The sequence below is a fragment of the Kitasatospora sp. NPDC004240 genome, assembly GCF_053603215.1.
This window is the reverse complement of sequence record NZ_JBSGFD010000004.1, coordinates 13,086-33,601: the sequence shown is the minus strand read 5'-3', so window position 1 is coordinate 33,601 and position 20,516 is coordinate 13,086. Positions and strand designations below refer to the sequence as shown.

The window sequence follows — 20,516 nt, the reverse complement described above, 5'->3', positions numbered from 1 at the left end:
GGGCGGTCCACCACGCCAACGCTCGCCGGGTTGCTCAGACTGATGTCTGAGCAACCCACAGTGAGCAGCGTAGTGTCGTGCACCGACAGCCGGGCACGAATGAGATCAAGACCGCTCCGAGAGCTCCGAGAGTCGGGCGAAGTGGTTACGAACGAGCTCCTTGTAGGCCTCGTCCGGCCGAACAGGACTGCCCTCGCTGCTCGCGCTCTCCTTGAAGTCGGCCAGGATCAGTTCGAGGTGATCTGTGCTCAGTTTGTAAAGGTGGGCGACGCGGGCGTCCAGTTCGGCACGCAGTTCGCGTTCCTTGGAAGCTGAAAGCGGTGCACACTCAACGCCGAGGACCTCGGCAAGTTCCTCGAACTCTGCCCCGCGGCAGGTGAGCCGCGCGGACAACGCGACCACGTGGGCGCCTGGGCCCTGGTCAAGAGGCACGTCAGCGACAGGCATGGTGGCCATGATGCTCTTGGTGACGTGCGCGCTGGCCTTGCGCCTGACAAGGAAGTCCCACACGAGACTGTTCATCAGCGCCACGACGTAGACCATGGCAGGTGCAGGGAGAACGGTACGGTAGCCGTTCTTCGCTGGCTCCCAGCTCGATCGGTAGAAGTAGTGCACGGCGTTCGTCACAGCCGTGCCCGGTGGGAGCACCGTGGCAATCAGCGTCCGCTCATCGCCGGCCCGGGCCACCTCTCGGAAGCAGGGACGGAAGTGCTCCGAGGGCAGTTCCAGACCGCCCTCGCGGATCTCGGGGCCGACCAGCTCCTTCTCTCCCTTTCGCCGTGGCCGCAGCGCTGGGTCGCCCTTGGCCTTGGCCCGCTTCATTGCGCGTCCGAGCAGCGCAGCCTCACCCTCTGGGTCGAGCAGCCGGTACGTGGGAGCCGCGAAGTCGTGCACGTATTGGTGGATGTGCTTGCCCTCCCGCAGGGGGATGCCCGTCCCGGCTGCGGACAAGATCTTCCTGTCGTCCTGCAAGTGCAGTTCGCGGCCCCAGTCGACCTCCCATCCCCCCGCAGTCATGTCCTCGAGGAGGAGCGGCCGATTGTCGTAGATCGCTGCAAATACGTCCAAAAGGGCCGGGTCGCGAGTGTCGGGTACGGCCAGGGTCTCCGGTGCGAGCGCCGAAATGGTGGCCCGCGGGATTGGCAGGGTGCGATTCTCGAGATCGAGAAGGTGGTCCAGATCGTCCACACCGCTGGTGAACGGTAGCGGGTCGGTCGATCCGCCAGCTGCGGTGACCAGCAGGAGGAATTGCTCGCTGCGGTGGATCGGGAAGAGGCCATTCACATTGTCACACAGGACGAACTGATCGATCGTCCAGTTCTCGAACAGCTCGCGGCGGTGCTCCGCGGTTGCTGCATCAGATACGACTCCGGAGTCGATCAGGACGCCAAGGCGCCCAGTCGGCGAGGTGAGCGCCATCTCCCGCTCGAGGAAGGTGCGGTAATAGTTGAACGTCGTCCCATGCGCGTACAGCATCTGGTACGCGCCGGAGTTCTTGATGAAGGACTTCACCCCGTTGAGGTGGGCGTCTGCGAAGGTCCGAACGTCGGCCACCTCCGGACGGGCGTCAAGCTCGTCTTGCCGGGCGAGCTTCTCGTCCTTCTTCTTCAGTAGCCCGTATGACGGATCGAACCGCCCGTAGAACTCTGCGGCCTTGAAGGTGATGGCTTCCCAGGGAGGGTTCCCCAGGACCGCGTCGAAGCCGGCGTCCGCTCGCCGCTCACCGGCGCTGGTGTAGAAGACCTCCGGGAACTCGACCTCCCAGTGAAATGGCCTGACTTCCTCCCTCACACGTTCGAGAACGGCTGCCAGCTCGCCGCGCGGCCTCTCACCGCGCTTGACCGCCTCGTGGCCGGCCAGCCACTGCCCGCTGTTGCTGCGCAACTGGTTGGGATAGAAGAACGGGGCGACCCACCAGTCACCCATGTCGCGGAGTCGTCGGAAGTCATTGCGGTCCAGGAGCTTCGCGAACTCCTTCTCCTTGTCTCGGACTTGGAGCCGGTCCTCTGATGGGCTGCGAGCAATGGAGTGGCGGATGCGCACCATCGTGGACAGATCGGGTTCCTCGATGGCGAACAGCGAGTCCTGCAACTCGTTGTCGTCCACAGCGCGGCGGGCGACGCGACCGCCCTGTGCCGGGGCCGGGACACCGGTCCAGGTGTCCATGGAGGCCCCCACGACCGCGTTCCCGCACCGCAGGTGGGCGTCCAGGAAGGAGAGCGGCTTTCGAGCCGCTGCTGTGGTCAACCACAGGGAGACCTTGGCGAGTTCGACGGCCATGGGGTTCAGGTCGACACCGTAGATGCAGCGCTCCACGATGAGCCGCCGGTACTTCGCCCGTTCCGCGTCGTCCAGCTTGTGATCCAGGGCCTTGTTCTTGCGGATGAGGGCTTCACCGTATGCCTCGGTGAGCTGATGAACAGCTGGTACGAGGAAGGCGCCCGAACCCATCGCTGGGTCGACGACGCGCAGGGCGAGGATCTCCTCCGGGGTGGCGTTCTCGATCAGTGGGCGCAGGGTCTCCCCGACGACGAAGTGGGCCAGAGGCTTGGCGGTGTAGTAGGAGCCGGAGCCCTTGCGTTGTCCACTGGCCTCGAAGAGGTAGAACGTACCGACCGGGTACTCCTCGAGCACCACCGCGTTGCCGGGCAGCTTGTCAGCATCGAGGACCTGCACAGGAGCGGTCTGTGCGTGGCCGATCTTGGCGAGTGCCTTGGGCACGTCTGCGATCTGGGGCTCGAACGCGAGGAGGCCCTCGTAGATGCTGCCGAGTTGCTCCACCCCGAGCTCGCGATAGTTGACGGCGCGCAGCCCCGCGTTCTGGCCGTTGCCGGCCCGGGTCCAGGACAGGGCGCGGATCATTTCGGCGACGTAGGAGTCGCCGATGAGCATCGTCGGCTCGTCCACGAGCGGACACTTGCTCCGGTCGAACAGGCCGCCGTTGAAGCCCGTGATCTGCAGTTCTCCGGCGTCGATCCCGTCCCGCAGCATGGCCCACTGCGCCTGCAGGGATGCCCACAGGTAGCCGCCGTCTGGCTCCCACGCCGTGCCGGGCTCGTGGAGCTGGCGGCGGAGCGCACGCAGGGAGTAGCCGTGGTCGTAGGACGGAGTGCCGATCGGCAGGAGGCCGCGGTCCTCTGCGTACGCGACGAACAGCATGCGATAGGCGATCTTGAGAGCGTCCGCGAACAAAGCACGAGGCTCCGGTAGCTCACGGCCGTGTCGCCGCCAGTGGTCGAGCGCACCGTTGGCCACTGCGCGTAGGGCGGTGCGAACGCCTCCGGAGAGGTCCTCGCTGACGGCGGTGGCGGCTTCCGCGCTGGCCTCTTCGACCCGCTTCCAGAGGACCTCGCCGTCGGAGTCAGGGGCGAACGCCTCGGGTCGCAGCAGTGCCCAGAGGACCTGCCACTCGTGTGCGTCTCCAAGTTCTGCCAGTCCCAGCAGGTCCACAGCGAGGTAGCTGGCTTCGCCGCCAAGGCCGGGGTCACGACGGATGACGCGCAGCTCCGAGCCGTTGCTCAGGAGAACGGCGGGAAGCTGGTGTTGCCGCGCACACATCTCGGCCTGCCGCTGCGGGCGCAGCCCGCCTACCTTCCGCCCGCTCGGGGCGGCGTCCAGGTGCTGGCCGGGCGGGGCCACGAGCACGGAGACCAGATCGTCTCCAAGCTGACGGGGCGCCAGGTCATCCTGTGGCGCGCGGTGGGCAGGAACTGGCTCTCCTATGGCGGGCAGGCCGGCGGGAAAGCGCCAACCGAAGCAGGCCAACCAGGCGAGTATCCGGCGGCGGGTGTCGCCCGCGGTGCTCGTCTCGTCGATATCGGCGACGAGACGGCGCAGTTCGCGCTTCGCGTCCCGGATACCCTCTAGCGCGTCCTCTGCGCCGGTGCGGCCCCGCTGGTCCCGCAGAAAGAGGGCGGGGTCGGCAAGGTAGTACGTGGACAGCGTGGTGCCGGCCACGGTGACATTCAGCATTCCTGGATCTCCACGCACACGATGCAGCCGACAGGTTCACTCGTGGCCACCTCGGCCACCTGGAATCCCCGGTCCAACGCCGTTCGCCGGCGGTCGAACTCCGTGTCGACAGCCAGCTTGGCTTCCTCGAGGCTGTGGAATGCGCCGTGCCCGCTGTCAGCGAACAGCCCCAGTTGGAAGGTGTCTCCGACTGCGGACGCGAAGCGCTGCTCCGCGGCTACGAGTTCGGCACTATGCCAGCGTGCCAAGTCCTTGTGCAGACGCTCAGCGTCCGCGGCCAGTTGGGCGTGGACCGTCTCGACCCGGCGCGCGAGGCGTTGTGAGGCTTCTTGCTGGCCGAGATCCGCAGCCACCTGGAATCCGCTGGAAAGGCGCTTCTGCGCCTGGTCGACGGCCTCCTTGGCCGGAACGGCGCGCCGGCGCAGCCGCTTGAGGTCCGCCGCTTCGTCTGCGCCTGGCAGACCGGGAGTTCCGTCGTCGTCGAGCGGAACAAAGACGGGGATGAGCGGCTCCTCCAGCAGCCGGCCGTCGTCCGCAGTGATCCGCCCGCTGTAGGTGAAGAGCCATCCCTCGCCGCCCTCGGTGACGGCCCGTACGGCGACGCGATCGGTCGCGCGCTCCTCGTAGAGCCGGGCGCGAACTCGCTGCAGTACGGCGCGCACCAGCGGGTGAGCCGGTGTAAGGAACGCAACGCCGTGGTTGGCCGGGTCCAGTGCGGCATCGCGAGTGAAGGTGGCCAGGAACGGTTCCTCAGGCACCTGGGGGTACTGCCGAAGCAGAGGGCCGGCATCGATGGTCAGGACCTCTCCCGCGCCGTCGACCTGACCGCCGCTTTGCCGGACGACAGAACGTACGAGCTGGGCGAACTCCTCGAAGTCCGGCAGAAGCCAGCGAGCCTGTTCCCTGGCGTCCTTCGTCTGCGCTTCGGCTTCGGCCTCCTGTTCGCCACGCATACCCCGCATTAGAGCGAGGGCTCCGCTACTGTCGAGGTAGTCCTGAACCTGGCGGACTGCCCGTTCCAGTCGCTCGTCCAACTCCTCGTCGGTCAGATCCTCCAGCAGCCCGTCGATCACTTCGCTGCGGCCCGCGACGCCGAGGATGTCGCTGCTGGAGCCCAGCTGTTCGGTGATCGTGCCGAGCTTCTCGCGCAGGCGCTGCAGGATCTCCTCATCGCGGGTCTCGGCGAGGTAGAGGTAGCTGATCTCGACGACGTGCTGCTGGCCGTAGCGGTCCACGCGGCCGTTGCGCTGTTCCAAGCGGTTGGGGTTCCAAGGCAGTTCGTAGTGGACTAGCACATGGCAGGCGTCCTGCAGGTTTAGTCCTTCGCCCGCTGCATCCGTGGCCAGCAGGATCGCCCCGGGGGTGCCAGCGAACTCATCGAGCACTGCCCGCCGCCTCGCCAGCGGCACCGTCCCGTCGATCCGAAGCAACGGCCCCATTCCGAGGTGTTGTTCCAGGTACTCCAGAGTGTCGCGGTACTCGGTGAAGATGATCACCCTTTCGCCGCGGCGGCCCGCGCGGAAGCCGTTGAGCCAGCTTCGCAAGGTGGTCAGTTTGCTGTCGTCGCCGGGAGCCAGCGCCTCAACCTGTTCCAAGAGCCGGCCGACCAGGCGCCGCTCCTCCTGGAGATCATCCGCCTTGAGGTGGGCGGCGACGCCCTCCAGGGCGGTTTCTTCCATCGCCATGAGCTCGGTCTCCGGCAGAGCCGTGTCGCCCCGGTACTGGCGCAGCGCGTCGAGCCTGCGCTTGCCTGCGTGGTCAACGGCGGGGACACCGAGATTTGCCGCGCGTCGCCGCAAGCTCTGGAGGAGGGCGTAGGGGCTGGACAGAGCCCGCTTGCGCAGCACTTCGAGCGCGAAGGCCTGAACATAGTAGGAGTCCGCGTCCTTCAGAGCACGCAGCACACGTTTGGTGTGCCCACGAAGGCGCTGGTGGATCTCCTTCTCACGGCTGGTGGGCCGCACCTCGATCGGTGCCGGCGGGCGTCGCCGGCTGATCGGCTGCGGCGGATTGCCGCGGGCGACGTCGTCCTTGAGCCGCCTGACGATGTAGGGCTTGACGAGGTCAGTGTCCAGTCGGCCGTCGTCCGAGGCCAGATGCGGGGAGAGCAGCTGCAGCAGGCTGGCGAAGGATTCCTGGTAGCCGTTGTGGGGGGTCGCCGACAGCAGAAGCAGTTCGCGGCTGTGGTCGGCGAGAGCGCGGGCGAGACGGCTGCGGTCGGTGCTGCTAGACCGGCCCTCGCCTGCGAAGGCGCGGGCCACATGGTGGGCTTCGTCGATGATGACGACGTCGAACTGGGGCGCTGCCTGGATGGCACCGACGTTGTTCTTGAGGTAGTCAACGGACGACACGGCGTACGGAACCGCGGTCCACGGGCTGACCGTGGTCGGGTGGTCGCGGCGCACCTCCAGCCACTTCCGGCTGTCGACCTTGGTGAAATCGAGGTTGAAGCGGAACCTCATCTCCTCCACCCACTGGTCCTGCAGACCGGCCGGGCAGACGATAAGCACGCGATCGGCCCGGCCGCGGCGGGCGAGCTCCATCAGGATCAGGCCGGCCTCGATCGTCTTGCCGAGACCCACGTCATCGGCGACCAGCAGCCGCAGCCGAGGCTGGCGCATACCCGCGAGCACCGGGACCAGCTGGTACGGCTCGACGTCGATCCGGCCGTGCTCCACCGCGAGGAGGTCACCACGGCCGTGGGCCATGGTCAAGGCCAGCGCGTCATGCAGTTCGTTCAACCGCAGAGGGTTCCCGAGTTCGAAGGACAGCTTCGTGGACGACTCGGGGCGAAGGGTGGGCTCGAGCCCCGCCAGCACGGTCAGTCGTTCCGGTCCGGGGCGTTCCTTATCTACACGGCGCAGGTCCAGGAAGGTCTCGGCGCCGGCACCGCGTACCGCCTCCACTTCCCATAGCCGATCTCGCAGGCGTACCCGCATCCCGCGCTCGTACATGATCGTCAATGTCTCCCTCATACTGACCGGCCAGGGAGAAGGCTACCGGGCGTATGCGCGGTGCTGCGGGAAGAGAGTGCAGACGATGGTTACCGGCACCGGGCCGGTCCGAGCAGCAACAACCAGCAAGTCCCCTGGGTACAGCTAGCTAGCCGCGCCCCCGATGACAGGCGTAGTCGCCGTCTGCGTCCTCGCCATAGCTTTACGTGAGGGCAAGTGAGGGGCAGGCCTGCTGGGTCGGTGCGTAGCGAGAAGGTGTCCGCAGAAGCTGCAAGTTAGGAGCGCGTTCCACATGGTGGCGAACTGCTCGTCGGTGAGGTCCTCGCGGTTACGCAGAACTGCCGTCCGGCCTTCCACCTCGGGTTGTTGGCATGCCCTCGACGGCTACAGACCTCGGCGGTGTGGCGTAGATCGTGCAAGCCGACCTCGGGTAGGCCGATCTCTGCCGAGCGGTGGTGCAGCTCATGTAGCAGCTCCGGGCGAAGAACCGCAGTCGCAAGGGTCCTGGATGGCGGTAGATTTCTGCGCGCTGCCCGCGAAGATTCGGAGGGGGCTCGCCGATGGCGATTTCGGGCGCCTCGGGGACCTCCGCCGACGCTGCGATGCGAGGCCTGGAGCGGCCTGGCAGGTGAGTGCGCATGTGGTCACCCTGTGAGGATGCGGTCTACGGGGGCACTGCCGTGGGCCGTCGCGAACGTCAACGGCCGGGCTTGCCGACGCTGCCCGGAGCAGGCGCTGGCTTCCTGCGTGCCCCACCGAGTGCCCGGCGAGGGGGCATTATCCCAATGCCCGGCCAGTTGCTCAACACGTTCCGCTGATTGTCGGTTGCTCCCTGTATACGGTAGCTGTGAACGTTACTCAGAATCTGTCCTCTGCGGCTATCGATGCCTCGCCGGCGGATTGGGATACGGGCCCCCTTCTAACGTCAGCTGTCGGGGTGCCTACGGCTCGAACGGACCGCAGAGGGCCCGATCGCCGACAGTCGCAGGACGACTACCTGACAGTCGAGCTCTTGTGCGCAGCCCTGGCGAAGATCCGCCTTGATCGCGAGCAGTCGAGGAAAGGGGATGCGCGCTCGCCCAGCCAGCAGGGCGCGTTGCCGAGGGCATGGCGCGACGCGCGGGGCCGCCTGTGGTGGAAAGCTCGTTCGCTAGGCCTGGAGTGGCCCGCTCATGACCTGGAGCTGTTCGAGTGGTGCCGTCGACCACTCGGGAGCTGGCCGCTGGCTCTCGAGCTGACGGGAGCCGACCTGGAGGCGGTACTGCTGGAGGGTGACGAGCTGTCGGAGTTTGCCGAGCAGGCCGCTGATCTCGCTCACCATGCCGACGTCGAGGCGGAACTCGTCCAGAACCAGTCCTTCGCCGCCCTACTGCTCTGTGCACGGCTAAACGGCGCTAACGAGGAAGCGACCCAGAAGGCCTACGCCCGGTTGCGGCGTCTGCTGATCGACCATCCCGTCCTCAGCGACCGCGATGTTCAGGCCCTGGCCAGGGAACTTCCGAAGGCCGACTCCGACAACGACACCTTCCTTGCCAAGTTCCTGCGCACGGCCTACGTCTTTCACCCAGTCCCAGCCCCAGGGAAGGCCCGGTTGCGTAGATGCCAGCAGTGTTGCAACCCGGCCGACAACGACCCCGTCAGGTGCGGGACACCCGGCTGCACAGGACGGCCTGAGGCGTACGAGGTGCTCTGCCTGGCGGGCTACTGGCAGCAGCATCGCGCGACCCGGCAGTTCTTCCATGACCCCGGACTGGTGGAGGGCAGAGTGTTGGACGGCCTTGCGGAGCTTCCAGCCGACCGCGTCCAGATCGAGCCGTGGCCGCACCTGGACGCATGGGACGGAGCCGTTACGTTCACACCGATGCTTCCGCAGGAGACAGCAGAGTGCTGGGTGTTCGATGCGAAGGACTGCTCCAGCCCAGCGCTCCTCGCCCGCAAATTTTGCAGCGACCCACGAGTGCCCGCCCGTCGGCGCATCATCGTCCTCCCCACCCATCGCGCGCAGACCCCCGGCTATCGGGCGGACCTGGAACGTGAGCTACAAGGCCGGGTGACAGGAATCGAGATCCTCGATGAGAAGGCCTTCCTGCGGCAGGCCGCTGCACGCGCGAGCAAGGCGGGGGCAGCAAGGTGAGGGACACCGCTTCCTGGAGCAACCACCTCGTGGCCGAGCTGGCCGACGAATGCGTAAAGCCCATGCTTGGCACACTCAAGCCCCGCGAACTCTGCGCCCTCGAACTCGGCCTGTCATTCCTGGCCGACCACCTTCCCGAACAGGGCACGGGCGCGCTGTGGCCGATTCTGTCCAGCTATATGCAGCTAGGCCCGGAACTGAAGCCGCAAATCCGGACACTGCGCGAGCTGATGGGGCCGCTGTCCAGAAGCGGGACGCTGCGCGAGAAGCTTGACCTGTACGTGAAGCTGCCCGCCCAGGTCCGAGGCTTTGACCCCGGCGAGATGCGCGGGCACAAGGCCGACCCGACAACCGTGTTCACCCGCCGCCCCAGCCCCTACGCCGCTGCTCGGCATGACACCTACCGGCAGGCCCTTCAGCAGACCGCCCCGTACAAGGCACGCCAAGTCCGAGGTCCGGTACCGTCCGGGACGACATGTACGTTCCCACTTGCGGACGGCTCCCGGGAGCAGGTCCGGATTCCTGACACGTTCGTCCCGGCGCAGCCGCCGCCCACCCTTGCGGCCGTCACAAGCCGGACTCGTGAGCCGATTCCCGTCACCGAAGCGGATCTGCAGAGGGCTGCCGAGGAGATGGACGAGCTGCTGGCCGACCATCCGGAGGTCAGCAACCGGAACTTCGTCAAGCGACTCAGGGACATGGACGCAGCTCTGGCCAACCAGCTCACAGGTCGCCTGAACAGCCGGCTGGAAGAGATGTCCATTGACGGCCTGTGGCACGTCGTTGGCCTCATGAACAGCGGCAAGTCCACGCTGCTCGACCTGCTCGCCTTCATCATTGCCCGCCGCGGCGGCAAAGTCGGCTTCGTGCTTGCCTCAGGCGGTGACGTCTATGCGAAGATCAGCTTCCTGCGGGTTCTGGGCATCGACGCCGTGCCAATCTTCGGACGCACCCGCACCGGTCTCCAGGCCGACCGCTACTGGCGGTCGATCCTGCACGACGGTGACACCACGTTCCCCGCCGGAGCCGATCCGGCGGCAGAGTTCGCCGACGACCAGTGCTACCTCGAGGACCTGCGTCAGTCCAACAGCCCCAACCGCCAGCCACTGCTTCGCGAGGAGCGGCCCTGCACCGGAAAGCTGTCCATCGCCGGGCGCAGCGGGCGCGGCGACTGCCCGATCCTCGCGCAGTGCCCCGCGCACGCCTCGGCACGCAACGTCGCCCAGGCTCAGGTGTGGGTGACCACCGCCGCTGGCCTCGCGTCGACCCTGATGCCGCAGTCCCAGGTCGAGGTCCGCGTCGCGGAGGCCGCCCAGCACCACTTGGACGCGCTGCTGGTGGACGAAGCCGACACCGTGCAGCAGCAGTTCGATGACCAGTTCCTCCTGAACGAGATTCTCTCCCTTCCTGGCCGCGGCTGGAGCCACCGCGTGGGGGAGCGGCTGGGCCAGAAACTGGAACACTCCTGGTTCCTCGACTTGCTCGACCCCGACATCAACGCCACTGACAAGCACTTCCGCCGCCACGATCAGGCGATGACGGAGCTCTACCAGCTCATGATCGACCCCGTCGCCGACGACCTGCGGGCCCTAATCTCCGAGGGCCCGTTCACCGGATATAGCTTGCTGCGTCGTCTGGCTCGCAACCTTCACGGGTTGGGGGAGCGCAACGACTTCACGCACAAGGCGGACCTGGAGGAGGCCGCCGACGTCTACTTCGACGAGCACTTCAAACCGCTCGTCTCCGCCCCCTTCCAGGCACCGCCCGAGGACTGGGCCGAACTCGTCCAGGCGATGACCGCCACCCACGACACCGCCGCGAGCGCGCAGGAAGCCGCCGAAGCGTGGATCCAGGCACACCAGCCCTCGCTGGACGCTGACACCACGCCACGCCGCTCCCTCGATGCGCTCGCCCAGGTCCTCCAGGCCGGCCTGTGGGCCGCCCGGATCACCACGTCCTTCTTCGAAGTCGCACAACGCCTACCGGCCATCACCAGCACGCCCATCGGCAACGGCGAGGACTTCTGGAGCCACCAACCACCCCGCGACCTCCTGGCATTCATCCCCGAACAGGCAGCCGGCAACCTCATGGCACTGCAATGGCGACCCAACCCCGGCGGCGACAGTGGCTCCTTCAGCATCCTGTGGCTGCGCGGCGTCGGGCGCTGGCTGCTCTACCACCTGCACGACCTCCTGACACCCGAGGGCATCGACGGCCCCAACGTGCTGCTTGCCTCCGCCACCAGCTGGATGCCGGCCTCACCGCGCTACCACCTCGACGTCCCACCCAACCTGGTACTCCGTGAACCGCCCACGGCACGCGCGGCCCTGCAGGAAAGCCGGATGCTCTACCGCCCACGGCGCTACCCCGATGGCCGGCCGGTCTTCGTCTCGGGCACTGGCGGAGACCCTGTACGGCACGCACAGGCCCTGCGCGCCGTGGCCGACGGCATCTGCAACCCCATGCCCGGCGCCGCCTGGTCACTGCTGGAACAGGCACGCCAGCACCTTGCCGCAGACCGCCAGCAGGTCCTGTTCACAGTCCAGAGCACCCGTGACGCCGAGATCGTCGCCGACTACATCAACCACAAGACCCGCTACACCGCCCTCCACGTCATCCGCGACGACGACCCACCGACCAGTCACAGCCTCCCCCGCAGGCGCCTCGCCACCTTCGCCACGTCAGGTGCCGACATCCTGGTCGCTGCCGAAGGAGCCATCCAACGCGGCCACAACATCCTCAACACCCGCGGCGTCGCGGCCCTGGGCGCCGTCTTCTACCTCGCCCGCATCCATCCGCCCACTGACGACGCGACCTTCCCCCTGTCCCTCCTCAGCCAGGAAGCGATGCGCCGACTGCACCGGCCCGTCGACCTGACCCTTCCCGGGCACACTGACCCGACCGACCTGGCCCGTGTCCTGCGACAGAGCGAACGGCGCCGCTGGCAGCGACGGGTGGGCGAGCCCGTCTTGTTCAGTCGCCTGACCGACCCGACGGAGCATGCTGCGTTCGTCGGTAACTTCCTGGTCCCGCTCTACCAGACCCTCGGCCGCGGCATCCGTGGCAATGAGAAGGTCGATGTCTACCTGTGCGACGCAGCGTTCGCCCCCCGCGCCGCCGACCTTGACGACCCGGCACCCGACACCGCACGCACCAGCGTCATCGTCGCCGCCCAACAGCTGCTCCACGGCTGGCTCGCCACCCCTGGACCGACCGCCACTACAGCCGAACGCCTCAACCATGAACTCGCCCAGGCCTGCTGGGGCCTGGCCTCCCACCTCCTCGACTCCATCGATTGGGGCCACCGCTGATGCCCGCCTACCGCCACACCCGAGCTTCCGTCCTCACCTTCACCCCAGACGCCACCTGGCGCTGTACCGGCTACCGCACCACCTGCCCGCCGGCCATGCTCACTCTCCTAGAGGACGCCTGGAGCACACGCCCGGGCCGCCGCGCCCGCAGCGGACCCGACAACCTGCCGACCGACTCCCTCAAAGACCTCCTCACCCTTATCGACCCCGACATCACCTCGGTCCACTGGAACCTCCGCGACCCCGCCTGGCTGCGGGCTCGCACCCCCGTCGACCCCGACCTGCCGCTCATCGCCCTCGCCGAGTGGGCTTCTTCACGCGTGGCACCCCACCAGCCCGGCACCGACTGGTACGCCTTGCTCGACAGCGCCGGCGAGTTCCAATGGGTACCCGAAGACCTCGACCTTGCCCGCCATGGCCTCCACACAAATGGCACAGCCCACCCGCCCGACCACGTCTTCAACCTCCTGCCGAGCCTTGTTGCCGAGCACCTGGCCACCACCGGCCTGAAGATCCTCGGGCACCCGCGCCACCTGCTCCTCGGTCCCACCCGCAGTGATGGCCGCCGCACCGTCCACCTGGGCATGCCAGAACTTCTCACTGACGGACAGGGAGCGGTCGGCGCGAGTGTTGACACCCTGACCTTCCACCTCGAAACCGTGCCTGGTTGCCCTGAGGTCCACCTGCACGCTGACCTCAGCATGACGCGGTTCGCTGCCAATCCGCCCGACTACATCCCCCGACGTGGCTACGGCGATCCAAACGCCAGCGTGCTGCTCTTTGCCAAGGAAGGATTCGTCCACCGCAGGGAACGACCGATGCTCGTCCAGAGCGCGGTCACCATCCGCCGCCGAGGAGAGCGCAGCGAGTGGTCTTGGCAACCTGGCGTTGCCGGGATCCTCGCCCGCCTCACCCACCATCAACCCCCGAACCTCGAACAGCTGCGCACCGCCCCAGCTGACGCGGCAACCCAGCCCTTCGCCGCCCACCTGGTCCACAGCACTGGTATGACCTACCGGCATCCGGCCGATCCCGACGCCCCGCAGGCCCGGGCTACCCACGATCATCCCGTAGGCACCGGCTACCAACCACGCGACCACATGGAGATCCTCGACCAGATCGCCCAGCAACTCGAAGAAAAGGGTCTGAGTCCCCTCGCCCCCCGCCCCAAGGCCCGCACCCGAGCCAAATCCCGCCACCCCATCGACATCCTCGGTGTTCTCTCCTACACGCTCGAAGTCTGGGCGACTTCCGAGCGCACCTGGCAGGCCCTCCTGACCGCCGCCAGCGCCAAACTCGGCCTCACACCCGCCAGCCCGGCCACCGACACGACCGCCACCTTCACCGGGCCGATCAACGTCACCCTCAACCGCTGCGACCCAGGTGACCTGACCGCCGGCCTGCCGCGCTCCACAGACCCCGACCCGCAAGTACGCCGCGCCGCCTACCAGCGCGGTGAAGCTGAACGCACCGCCAGAATCGCCGCAGCCTTCCCCCGCCTCCCCGAAACCATCGCCTGCATCGTCGAAATGGAAGGCGGCGCGTACTTCTCCCGCACCCGCCAAGGCGACCCCAAGCCACTCTTCAAAGCCTTCCTGCCGACCCTGCGCCGCAACGTGCAGTGCCTGCGCCCCGTCCTTCCCGCCAACCCCAACCCGACCAAGGCCGCCCTGGCCAAACGCTTCGCCGGAACCGACTTCTCCACCACCGACATCGAGCGCTGTGCCGCGGCACTCCACGACGCGCTCCGCCAGGCCGGGCACCTCCCCACACTGCCCGCGCCCCACGGGATCGACGGCCCGTTCGAACTGGTCACCGTCTGGATCGCCCCCGCTGGCGAGCGCGTCGTCCCCATCTTGATCCGCCAGCACACAGACATGCAGCCCACCGCACAGCTGATGCCGACCCCCAGCCACCCGACCGAGCAGCCCATGCCGCTCACTGCACTGCCCGAGGCACTCGTCGCCGGCCGAGGACGCATCAGCCTACGAACCTCCAGGGCCGCCCTCGCAGACTTCGTCACCCAAGCCCTCGCCCTCGACTCCACGGCCGACCGGCTGCTGCTCGTGCGCCGCGCACGCATGAGCGAGCACGGACTGTGGCCCTGGCTGCAGGACAGTCGCATCACCATCGACCAGCTGGTGCTGCCCGGCGTCGACATGAAGAGCACCGACAACCTCCCCAGCGGCCGCAAACCCGGAGACCAGCCCGGTCTGAGGATCATCAGGCTCAGGGAGGCCAGCGACCGCAGCGCCGTCCCCCGCGCCTTCGGCGTCACCGAGGAAACAGCCGTTGAGGACGACACCGAAGAAGCGACCACCATCACCCGCTACGGCCGGCACTCCGGTCTAGTCGACATCGCGGAACGCGCGTTCTGGGGCATCAACCCGCGCTCTGACCAGAACCAGACCGCGCTCGGCGTCACCAAGCTCGACCCCGCCCAGACCGCGAACCGGACCCGGACCTGCGTCAACCCCAGCTCCCTGGAGATCGTCCCCGCCTTCCTCCAGGACGGCGACGATCCCGCGGACTGGGCCATGTACGTCCATGCCCAACGACGCTTCCACGCCCACACAACGATCGCCACCACCTGGCCGGCAATCGTCCACCACGCCGAACTAATGGAGGAATACATCATGTAGAGAGTCACCACGAGGATGGTCCGTACTCGGTGGTCTCCGGTCGAGGCTCGCACTCGCATCGCCAGACGAGGTGCCGCATGACACGCACTGGCTACGCAGCCGCAAACAGGACGAGAGGCATTAGGTGTTCAACAGAGTTGTCCTGCGTGGTCCGTTGGGGGCTATGGCGAAGCAGATCGCAGCACAAGGAGGCGTGGACGCTGTCGATGTGTACGCAACAGTGCTCTGCTGGTGGTCGGCATCCATCGCGCCAGCCTCGTCCATCGGCATGGGCCTCATGAAATGGCCGACGCCGGTGTGGGCTCTATTCGCGACGGACGATCGCTACGGACAGTCATCTCTACTGGAGTTGCTGAACCGTAGCGGCGCCCAAGAGCAGCCGCTACGGTCCCTTCCGGCCCACGAGGATGTCAGTGAAGATAAGGAGTTCAGCAAAGCCGCGCAGCGCACGTGGCGAGCCGAGCGGAGAGGTGCGACCACCAGAGGCCTTCTCCTCACCGGCAGCCCGTTCCGCCCTTACCGAGGCCGCCTCACTATGGACATGAGCCTCGAAAGCATTCTGCGGCAGGCATGGGACGGACCCGAGCCCGTGGTGGTGAGCGAGTACCCTCGGCCCCGTCGTGCCGTTTCGCTCTCAGTCGGAGCGATGTGGGAGGTGGATCGTCGCGATTGGCATGCCGGCACCGTCACTATGGGTGCCTCCACGTACTCCCGGATGCTCCACCTCGTTCGGCGCGCGCCTTCCGGTAGGACAAAGACCATGACTCAACAGGACGCTGCCTGGTCAGGGGAGTTGGAGTCAGCCTATCACTGGGTCTTCCAAGAAGAGCCGACTTTGCAACTGGACCACAACGCCGCTGCGAAGCTGCACCCGATCCGAGTGAGCATGGAGGATGCCTTTGAGGGCGAGCTGCCGGAGTGGCAGGCCATGTTCTTCGTTCGGATCGGCGGCCACTGCCTTCGGATCGCGGCAGCCCTCGCAGCAGCTGAGCAGTCAGACACGATCCGAGGCGTCCACGTCGAGTCGGCGTGGACGCTGGCCAGGCGAGCTTGCCTCGACACAACCGAGTTGATCGGCGCACCCTTCGACTTGGTAGAGCAAACCCTCGCCAATGTGGACGCCACAGTGGAGGGGACCACCGGCACCGATGAGGTGATCCCGTTCACGGGCGATCGGTGGGTCCACCGACCTCAAGAAACGGGCAGAACGCTTAGCGCTAACAAAGATGACAGTGATCGAAGCCGTGACACCGCGATCGTCCAGAAGCTCAAACAATGGTATGGACACCGCTGTCAGATTTGTAGCATTGTGCTCACGCTGCCAAACGGTGCATACAGCGAAGGCGCTCATATCAAAGCCTTCGGGCGAGACAACGGCCCGGACCGGCTTGAAAACCTCCTGTGTCTCTGCCCGAACTGCCACATCCTGTTCGACAACGGAGCCCGTCACCTCACCGACGAATTGGAGATAATCGACTCGTTGACAGGGCGACCGCTGGGTCCGCTTACCGTCCACCCATGGCACCGCATCGATCGTCAGTACGTCCGCTCGCACCGGCAGCGCTCGACTTGAACGTGCGGGAGCAGAGAGTGGCTGAGAAACTCAACCCTCGTAGACCTCGGCTCGACCACCGCGATACGACGGGCTGGTCCTGACTCGGCACCATGTGCAGGTGCCACCGGCGCCCCCCCCGATACGTTGGCCTCACGACCAGCCGTCGACCCAAATCGTGCCGGCCCACATGTCTGAGGGATCGGGCACGGGCGTGAAGAACCGGCTCGACGGCACACACGGATGGGCCGAGACACGAAAGGCTTTCGCACGGAACATCTCCTCAATCGCCCGGTGGACGCCGTCCGTCCTCCACGAATGCGTCTCAGCGAGCTCCATAACCGATGGACCCACCTCGCCGGAATCCAGCAACTCAATCGCCCGCCCGAGCCGCTGGGCCGCCCGGCTGAGTCCCGAAAGGTCAGGCAGTTGACCCCCGTTGACGTAGGTGGAGGCGTCCCGGTGCGGGATCCACTCGCCGGGAAAGTGCCTATCCCCCTTGCTGCAATTGCATGACCAGCAGGCCACCGCGACATTGGCAGCCTCAGTGAGACCGCCGAGGGCCCGGGCCCTTACGTGGTCCAGAGTCGCCCGCCGACTGAAGAGGTCTCTTCCTTTCAACCGGGCCTGCAACGCGGGATCCAATTCGGCTTGGCCGCAGGGACAGTAGACGTCCGTACCGCAGAAGGTGCAGCGCAGCGCGCCAGCCGCGAACCACCGGTGAAGCCGACAGGGCCCCCGCCCAGGCGCAGCCCGACGTGCGTTCTCGAAGGGCACGATCGGATTGCCCTCCTGCCAGTTCAGGTACTCACCGACGAGCAATGGCCAACTCCCTTCATCGATAGGCGCCTTCACGCCAACGCTAGACCTCCCCTGTGACAAGGCCAGTTCGCTGGAAATCCCCGGCCGAACTGCGCCCCCGACCCGGTCGACCGTAGCTTCGCACGGCTCGCTGCGCCTCGAGTAGGAGGGCTGGACCGTCACGGAGTGTGCCTGATTTTCGGCGTCTACGGCAGGTCGTTCTGCGGCGTCCAGCGAGTCAGCAAGGTGGTGATCGGCAGGCCGGACTCCTCGGTGTCCAGGCGTTCCGCTGACAGGGAGGCGGGGGCATCGGCGAGAAGGCGTTCGGCGACGGGGTGCGGTAGGAGCAGCGCGATGGTGCAGGCGCTCCAGTTGGCGGCGACCTGGTGGGTGGCGATGACGCCAGCTTCCCAGTCGGTGAGCGGGTCACGCCTCTGTCCGCTGTAGGCCCCGCGCTCCAGGGGAGGGAGTTTGACGCCGACGAGCTGGCGCGGAGCACCGCGGTGCTCGGCCACGGCGACCCGGGCCGCGTCGATCCAACGGGAGGTGAGCCGGTCCAGGGCGGCGAACGCTTCGTCACGGCCCTTCCGGCGCCGCCCGAAGGCGTCGTAGATTACGCTGCGCGCGGCGAAGTCGTCGTCCTCCAGGGCTCTCCACGTGGTGGCGGCTGTGTGCTGCCAGCTGGTCCACGCGGTGCGCAGGATGTTGTCGGCATTCGGGCCGAGGCCGGCGAACTCGGGGCCGGCGGTGAGGTTGGGGACCGAAAGACTCGGCACGACGGAGCTGTCCAGGAGAGCGTCGGGGCGCAGGAGCGCTGCCAGGGCTTGGCGTTCGTGCTCGATCTGGGCCGCGAGGGCGTGCTGGAGGGGTTCGGCGAACGGGCAGAGCCATGGATGGGCGGCGACGGCATCGACGCTTTCGCGCATGTAGCCGTGGAGGTAGCGCCAGTGGTCCCGGTGGCGCTCACGAATGAGGCGGGCGCGTTCGAACCGCTCCCACTCCATCCGGTCGTCGACCTCCTCCGCCTTGCCGTCGTCCGCCGAGCCCGCGTGCTCCTGCGGGTATTCACCGATGGCCATGGCCGCCGCGGCGTCGCGTTCCTCGGCTTCGTCGAAGTCGGTATCCGGATGAGGCTCCGGTCCGGCGTACGCCTCGAGTTGGCGGATGACGCGGACGGCGTCGGTGAACGCGACGAGGGGGATGTCGGCTGGCAGCGGCCATCGGCAGGTGGCGCACAGCCGGCCCTGGGCCTCACGGAGCGCCAGCGTCGACTGCTGGACGGAGGTGGAGGATCGCAGTGAACCGCAGGTCTCCTGCCCGTGGAGCTTGCCCTTGCCAGAGGAGGACGTGAAGCAGACGAGTTCGAAGTCGCCGAGGGGGCCGGGCGGGACGTCGGGATCGAGCACAAGGCCGAGGTCCATCCGGTACGTGGCGGTAGTGGACGGCATGCTGGCAGGCTAGCGATCCGCTCCGGCAACCCGGCAGGGTCCGGCCAAATCCACCCGCCCGGGCGACGGGCCAGCTGCGCTCGCCGGCGCGAGCGAGGTGCCGACAACTGAGATCGCAGCCAGGACCGCGAAGAGCCGTGGAGGGCTCCCGAGGGCCGGGAGGAGGGCGGCGCCCACCCATGGCGCGAGCGCGCCGATGATGGCGCTGAGGTGGCCGTGGGAGGAGGTGCCCCAGCGGCCGGTGACGGCGGTGGCCTGCAGGAGGGTGAGGTTGCCTCGCACGGCACCGCCAGGATGGCGAGGGTGATGAGCAGGGGGACGAGGCCGAAGACGGCGGCGTACACCACTCTCCTCAGCCAAGCGGTCCGCTGACCACAGGCGCACGCCGAAGCGGGACGCTGTTATCGGTCACCGATGCTCAGCGGGAGGTGCTGCAGTCGTGGGTGCACCGTCCTTCGACTGTCAGACGCTGGCGTTGAGGTCGCGGCCTGCCCTGAAGACGGTTGGATCTTCGGCGAGTTCGACGACCTGGGGGCTCATCCCACCGCGGTCGCCCCCCCTGTTCCTCGTCAGCCCGTCGTCGTGCGGCAGCACACCTTCCGCTCTCGGGATGGGAACGTTGCCGCCGCTGGCTCGAATTTTCGCGACGAGCTTCTCGAGTTCGGCGAGGGTGTCCTCACCGAGCAGCGAAGGGTTCACCTCGAGCATCAACGCAACGTATTCCCCGATGCGCTGAGGCGTGAGATCGTCCGCCACCTCCAGCTCCTCCGGACCGTCCTTCCCGTCGTCCACGATCCGGGCGTTGCGCAGCAGCCGTAGCTGTCCGTCGCTGTATATCCTGGCCATCAGCGCCGAAGCGAACCGCTTCCGTGCCTCCGCACCGCTCATGGTCGTCCGGTAGTCGCTTGAAGCGGTGACGACTTCCTGCGGGTCCTCCGCGGTCTCAGCACGGTGGTCACGAGTGCGACTTCGTGCCAGGCTGCTCCACTTCGCTTTCACGGACGGGATCGCCTGGTCGTTCCACTTCGCCTTCACCGCTGGAAGCGCTTGTTCGTGCCACCACTTCCTGACGTGCGGCGCGGCCTTCTCCGCCAGTTTGAGACTGATCTGGACGATCACCTCGGCGAGGAACTCCGCGTTCTCCCGACGCTCCTGGGCTCGGGCCTCCGACTCGTACTGGTCGTGGTCGAGCCCGCCCTGCGGGTACGCCGCCACCGGGTCCGGCTCGTTCTCCTTAAAGAAGATCTCGGCTTGACCCACCTGATTGGTATCGGGGTCACGTGTCATTCCGCGATGAGCACCCTCCGTCTTCCTCGACTGCGTGAAACGCGCGCCCTTCCGGACTCTGACGATGGCCTCGTACTCGTCGTACTCGCTGCTGTCCAATGCCCCACCTTCGACCTGCGGGATGCCCTGCGTCCGCAGCCCGTGCCCCGGGAGCGACGCCCCCGACACTGTACGTTCGGCCGCCGACCGTCCGGCGGATCGCCAGATGTGGCCCTATGATCCGGGTTCGCAGTAGCCGCTCAGTCCTTGCCGAGGAAGTTGGCCTGAACGGCTTCTCGGCACCAGCCGTCGCCTTCGCCGAGAAGCACCCACTCCACCTTGTCGACCACGAGCGCCTCGCCCGCTGGGGCGCAGGACACCACCTGTACGACGTCCTCGGGATCGGCCGCGGCGGACCTTAGCCACCGAACCCGCC

The 20,516-nt window shown here is 67.1% G+C and carries 9 protein-coding genes; 4 read left to right on the top strand and 5 right to left on the bottom strand.

The annotated features are described in order from the left end of the window. Nucleotides 1-105 precede the first annotated feature (105 nt). Both ACWEQL_RS01880 and ACWEQL_RS01875 read right to left on the bottom strand, forming a co-directional pair. The gene (locus ACWEQL_RS01880) at nucleotides 106-3,972 is read right to left on the bottom strand and encodes an Eco57I restriction-modification methylase domain-containing protein (protein WP_452148160.1); all 3,867 of its coding nucleotides are present in this window, start codon (nucleotides 3,970-3,972) and stop codon (nucleotides 106-108) included. Then, nucleotides 3,966-6,926, bottom strand: coding sequence for a helicase-related protein (locus ACWEQL_RS01875; protein WP_452148159.1), 2,961 nt, complete (start codon nucleotides 6,924-6,926; stop codon nucleotides 3,966-3,968). The genes ACWEQL_RS01880 and ACWEQL_RS01875 overlap by 7 nt, the downstream gene beginning before the upstream one ends. A 1,012-nt stretch (nucleotides 6,927-7,938) precedes the next feature. On the opposite strand from ACWEQL_RS01875, the gene ACWEQL_RS01870 reads away from it, so the two are divergent. The 4 genes from ACWEQL_RS01870 to ACWEQL_RS01855 all read left to right on the top strand — a co-directional run bounded on the left by ACWEQL_RS01870 (nucleotide 7,939) and on the right by ACWEQL_RS01855 (nucleotide 16,586). Next, on the top strand, nucleotides 7,939-9,060 hold the full coding sequence (locus ACWEQL_RS01870) for a restriction endonuclease-related protein (protein ID WP_452148158.1): 1,122 nt from the start codon (nucleotides 7,939-7,941) through the stop codon (nucleotides 9,058-9,060). Between the two features lie 29 nt (nucleotides 9,061-9,089). Continuing rightward, a complete protein-coding gene (locus tag ACWEQL_RS01865; RefSeq protein WP_452148157.1) occupies nucleotides 9,090-12,371 on the top strand; it encodes a pPIWI_RE_Z domain-containing protein in 3,282 nt (1,093 codons plus the stop codon). Continuing rightward, complete coding sequence (locus ACWEQL_RS01860; protein ID WP_452148156.1) at nucleotides 12,371-15,013, top strand: RNaseH domain-containing protein; 2,643 nt, start codon at nucleotides 12,371-12,373, stop codon at nucleotides 15,011-15,013. Before ACWEQL_RS01865 ends, ACWEQL_RS01860 begins: the two co-directional genes overlap by 1 nt. Nucleotides 15,014-15,176: 163 nt before the next feature. Then, the gene (locus ACWEQL_RS01855; protein WP_452148155.1) at nucleotides 15,177-16,586 is read left to right on the top strand and encodes an HNH endonuclease; all 1,410 of its coding nucleotides are present in this window, start codon (nucleotides 15,177-15,179) and stop codon (nucleotides 16,584-16,586) included. A 132-nt stretch (nucleotides 16,587-16,718) separates the two neighbouring features. On the opposite strand, the gene ACWEQL_RS01850 is transcribed toward ACWEQL_RS01855, so the two are convergent. The 3 genes from ACWEQL_RS01850 to ACWEQL_RS01840 form a co-directional block, all read right to left on the bottom strand. Continuing rightward, nucleotides 16,719-17,342: an HNH endonuclease gene (locus ACWEQL_RS01850; RefSeq protein WP_452148238.1), complete on the bottom strand. Its 624-nt coding sequence runs from the start codon at nucleotides 17,340-17,342 to the stop codon at nucleotides 16,719-16,721. A gap of 230 nt (nucleotides 17,343-17,572) precedes the next feature. Then, nucleotides 17,573-18,814, bottom strand: coding sequence for a hypothetical protein (locus tag ACWEQL_RS01845; protein WP_452148154.1), 1,242 nt, complete (start codon nucleotides 18,812-18,814; stop codon nucleotides 17,573-17,575). 462 nt (nucleotides 18,815-19,276) lie between these two features. Continuing rightward, on the bottom strand, nucleotides 19,277-20,200 hold the full coding sequence (locus ACWEQL_RS01840; protein ID WP_452148153.1) for a hypothetical protein: 924 nt from the start codon (nucleotides 20,198-20,200) through the stop codon (nucleotides 19,277-19,279). Nucleotides 20,201-20,516 lie beyond the last annotated feature (316 nt).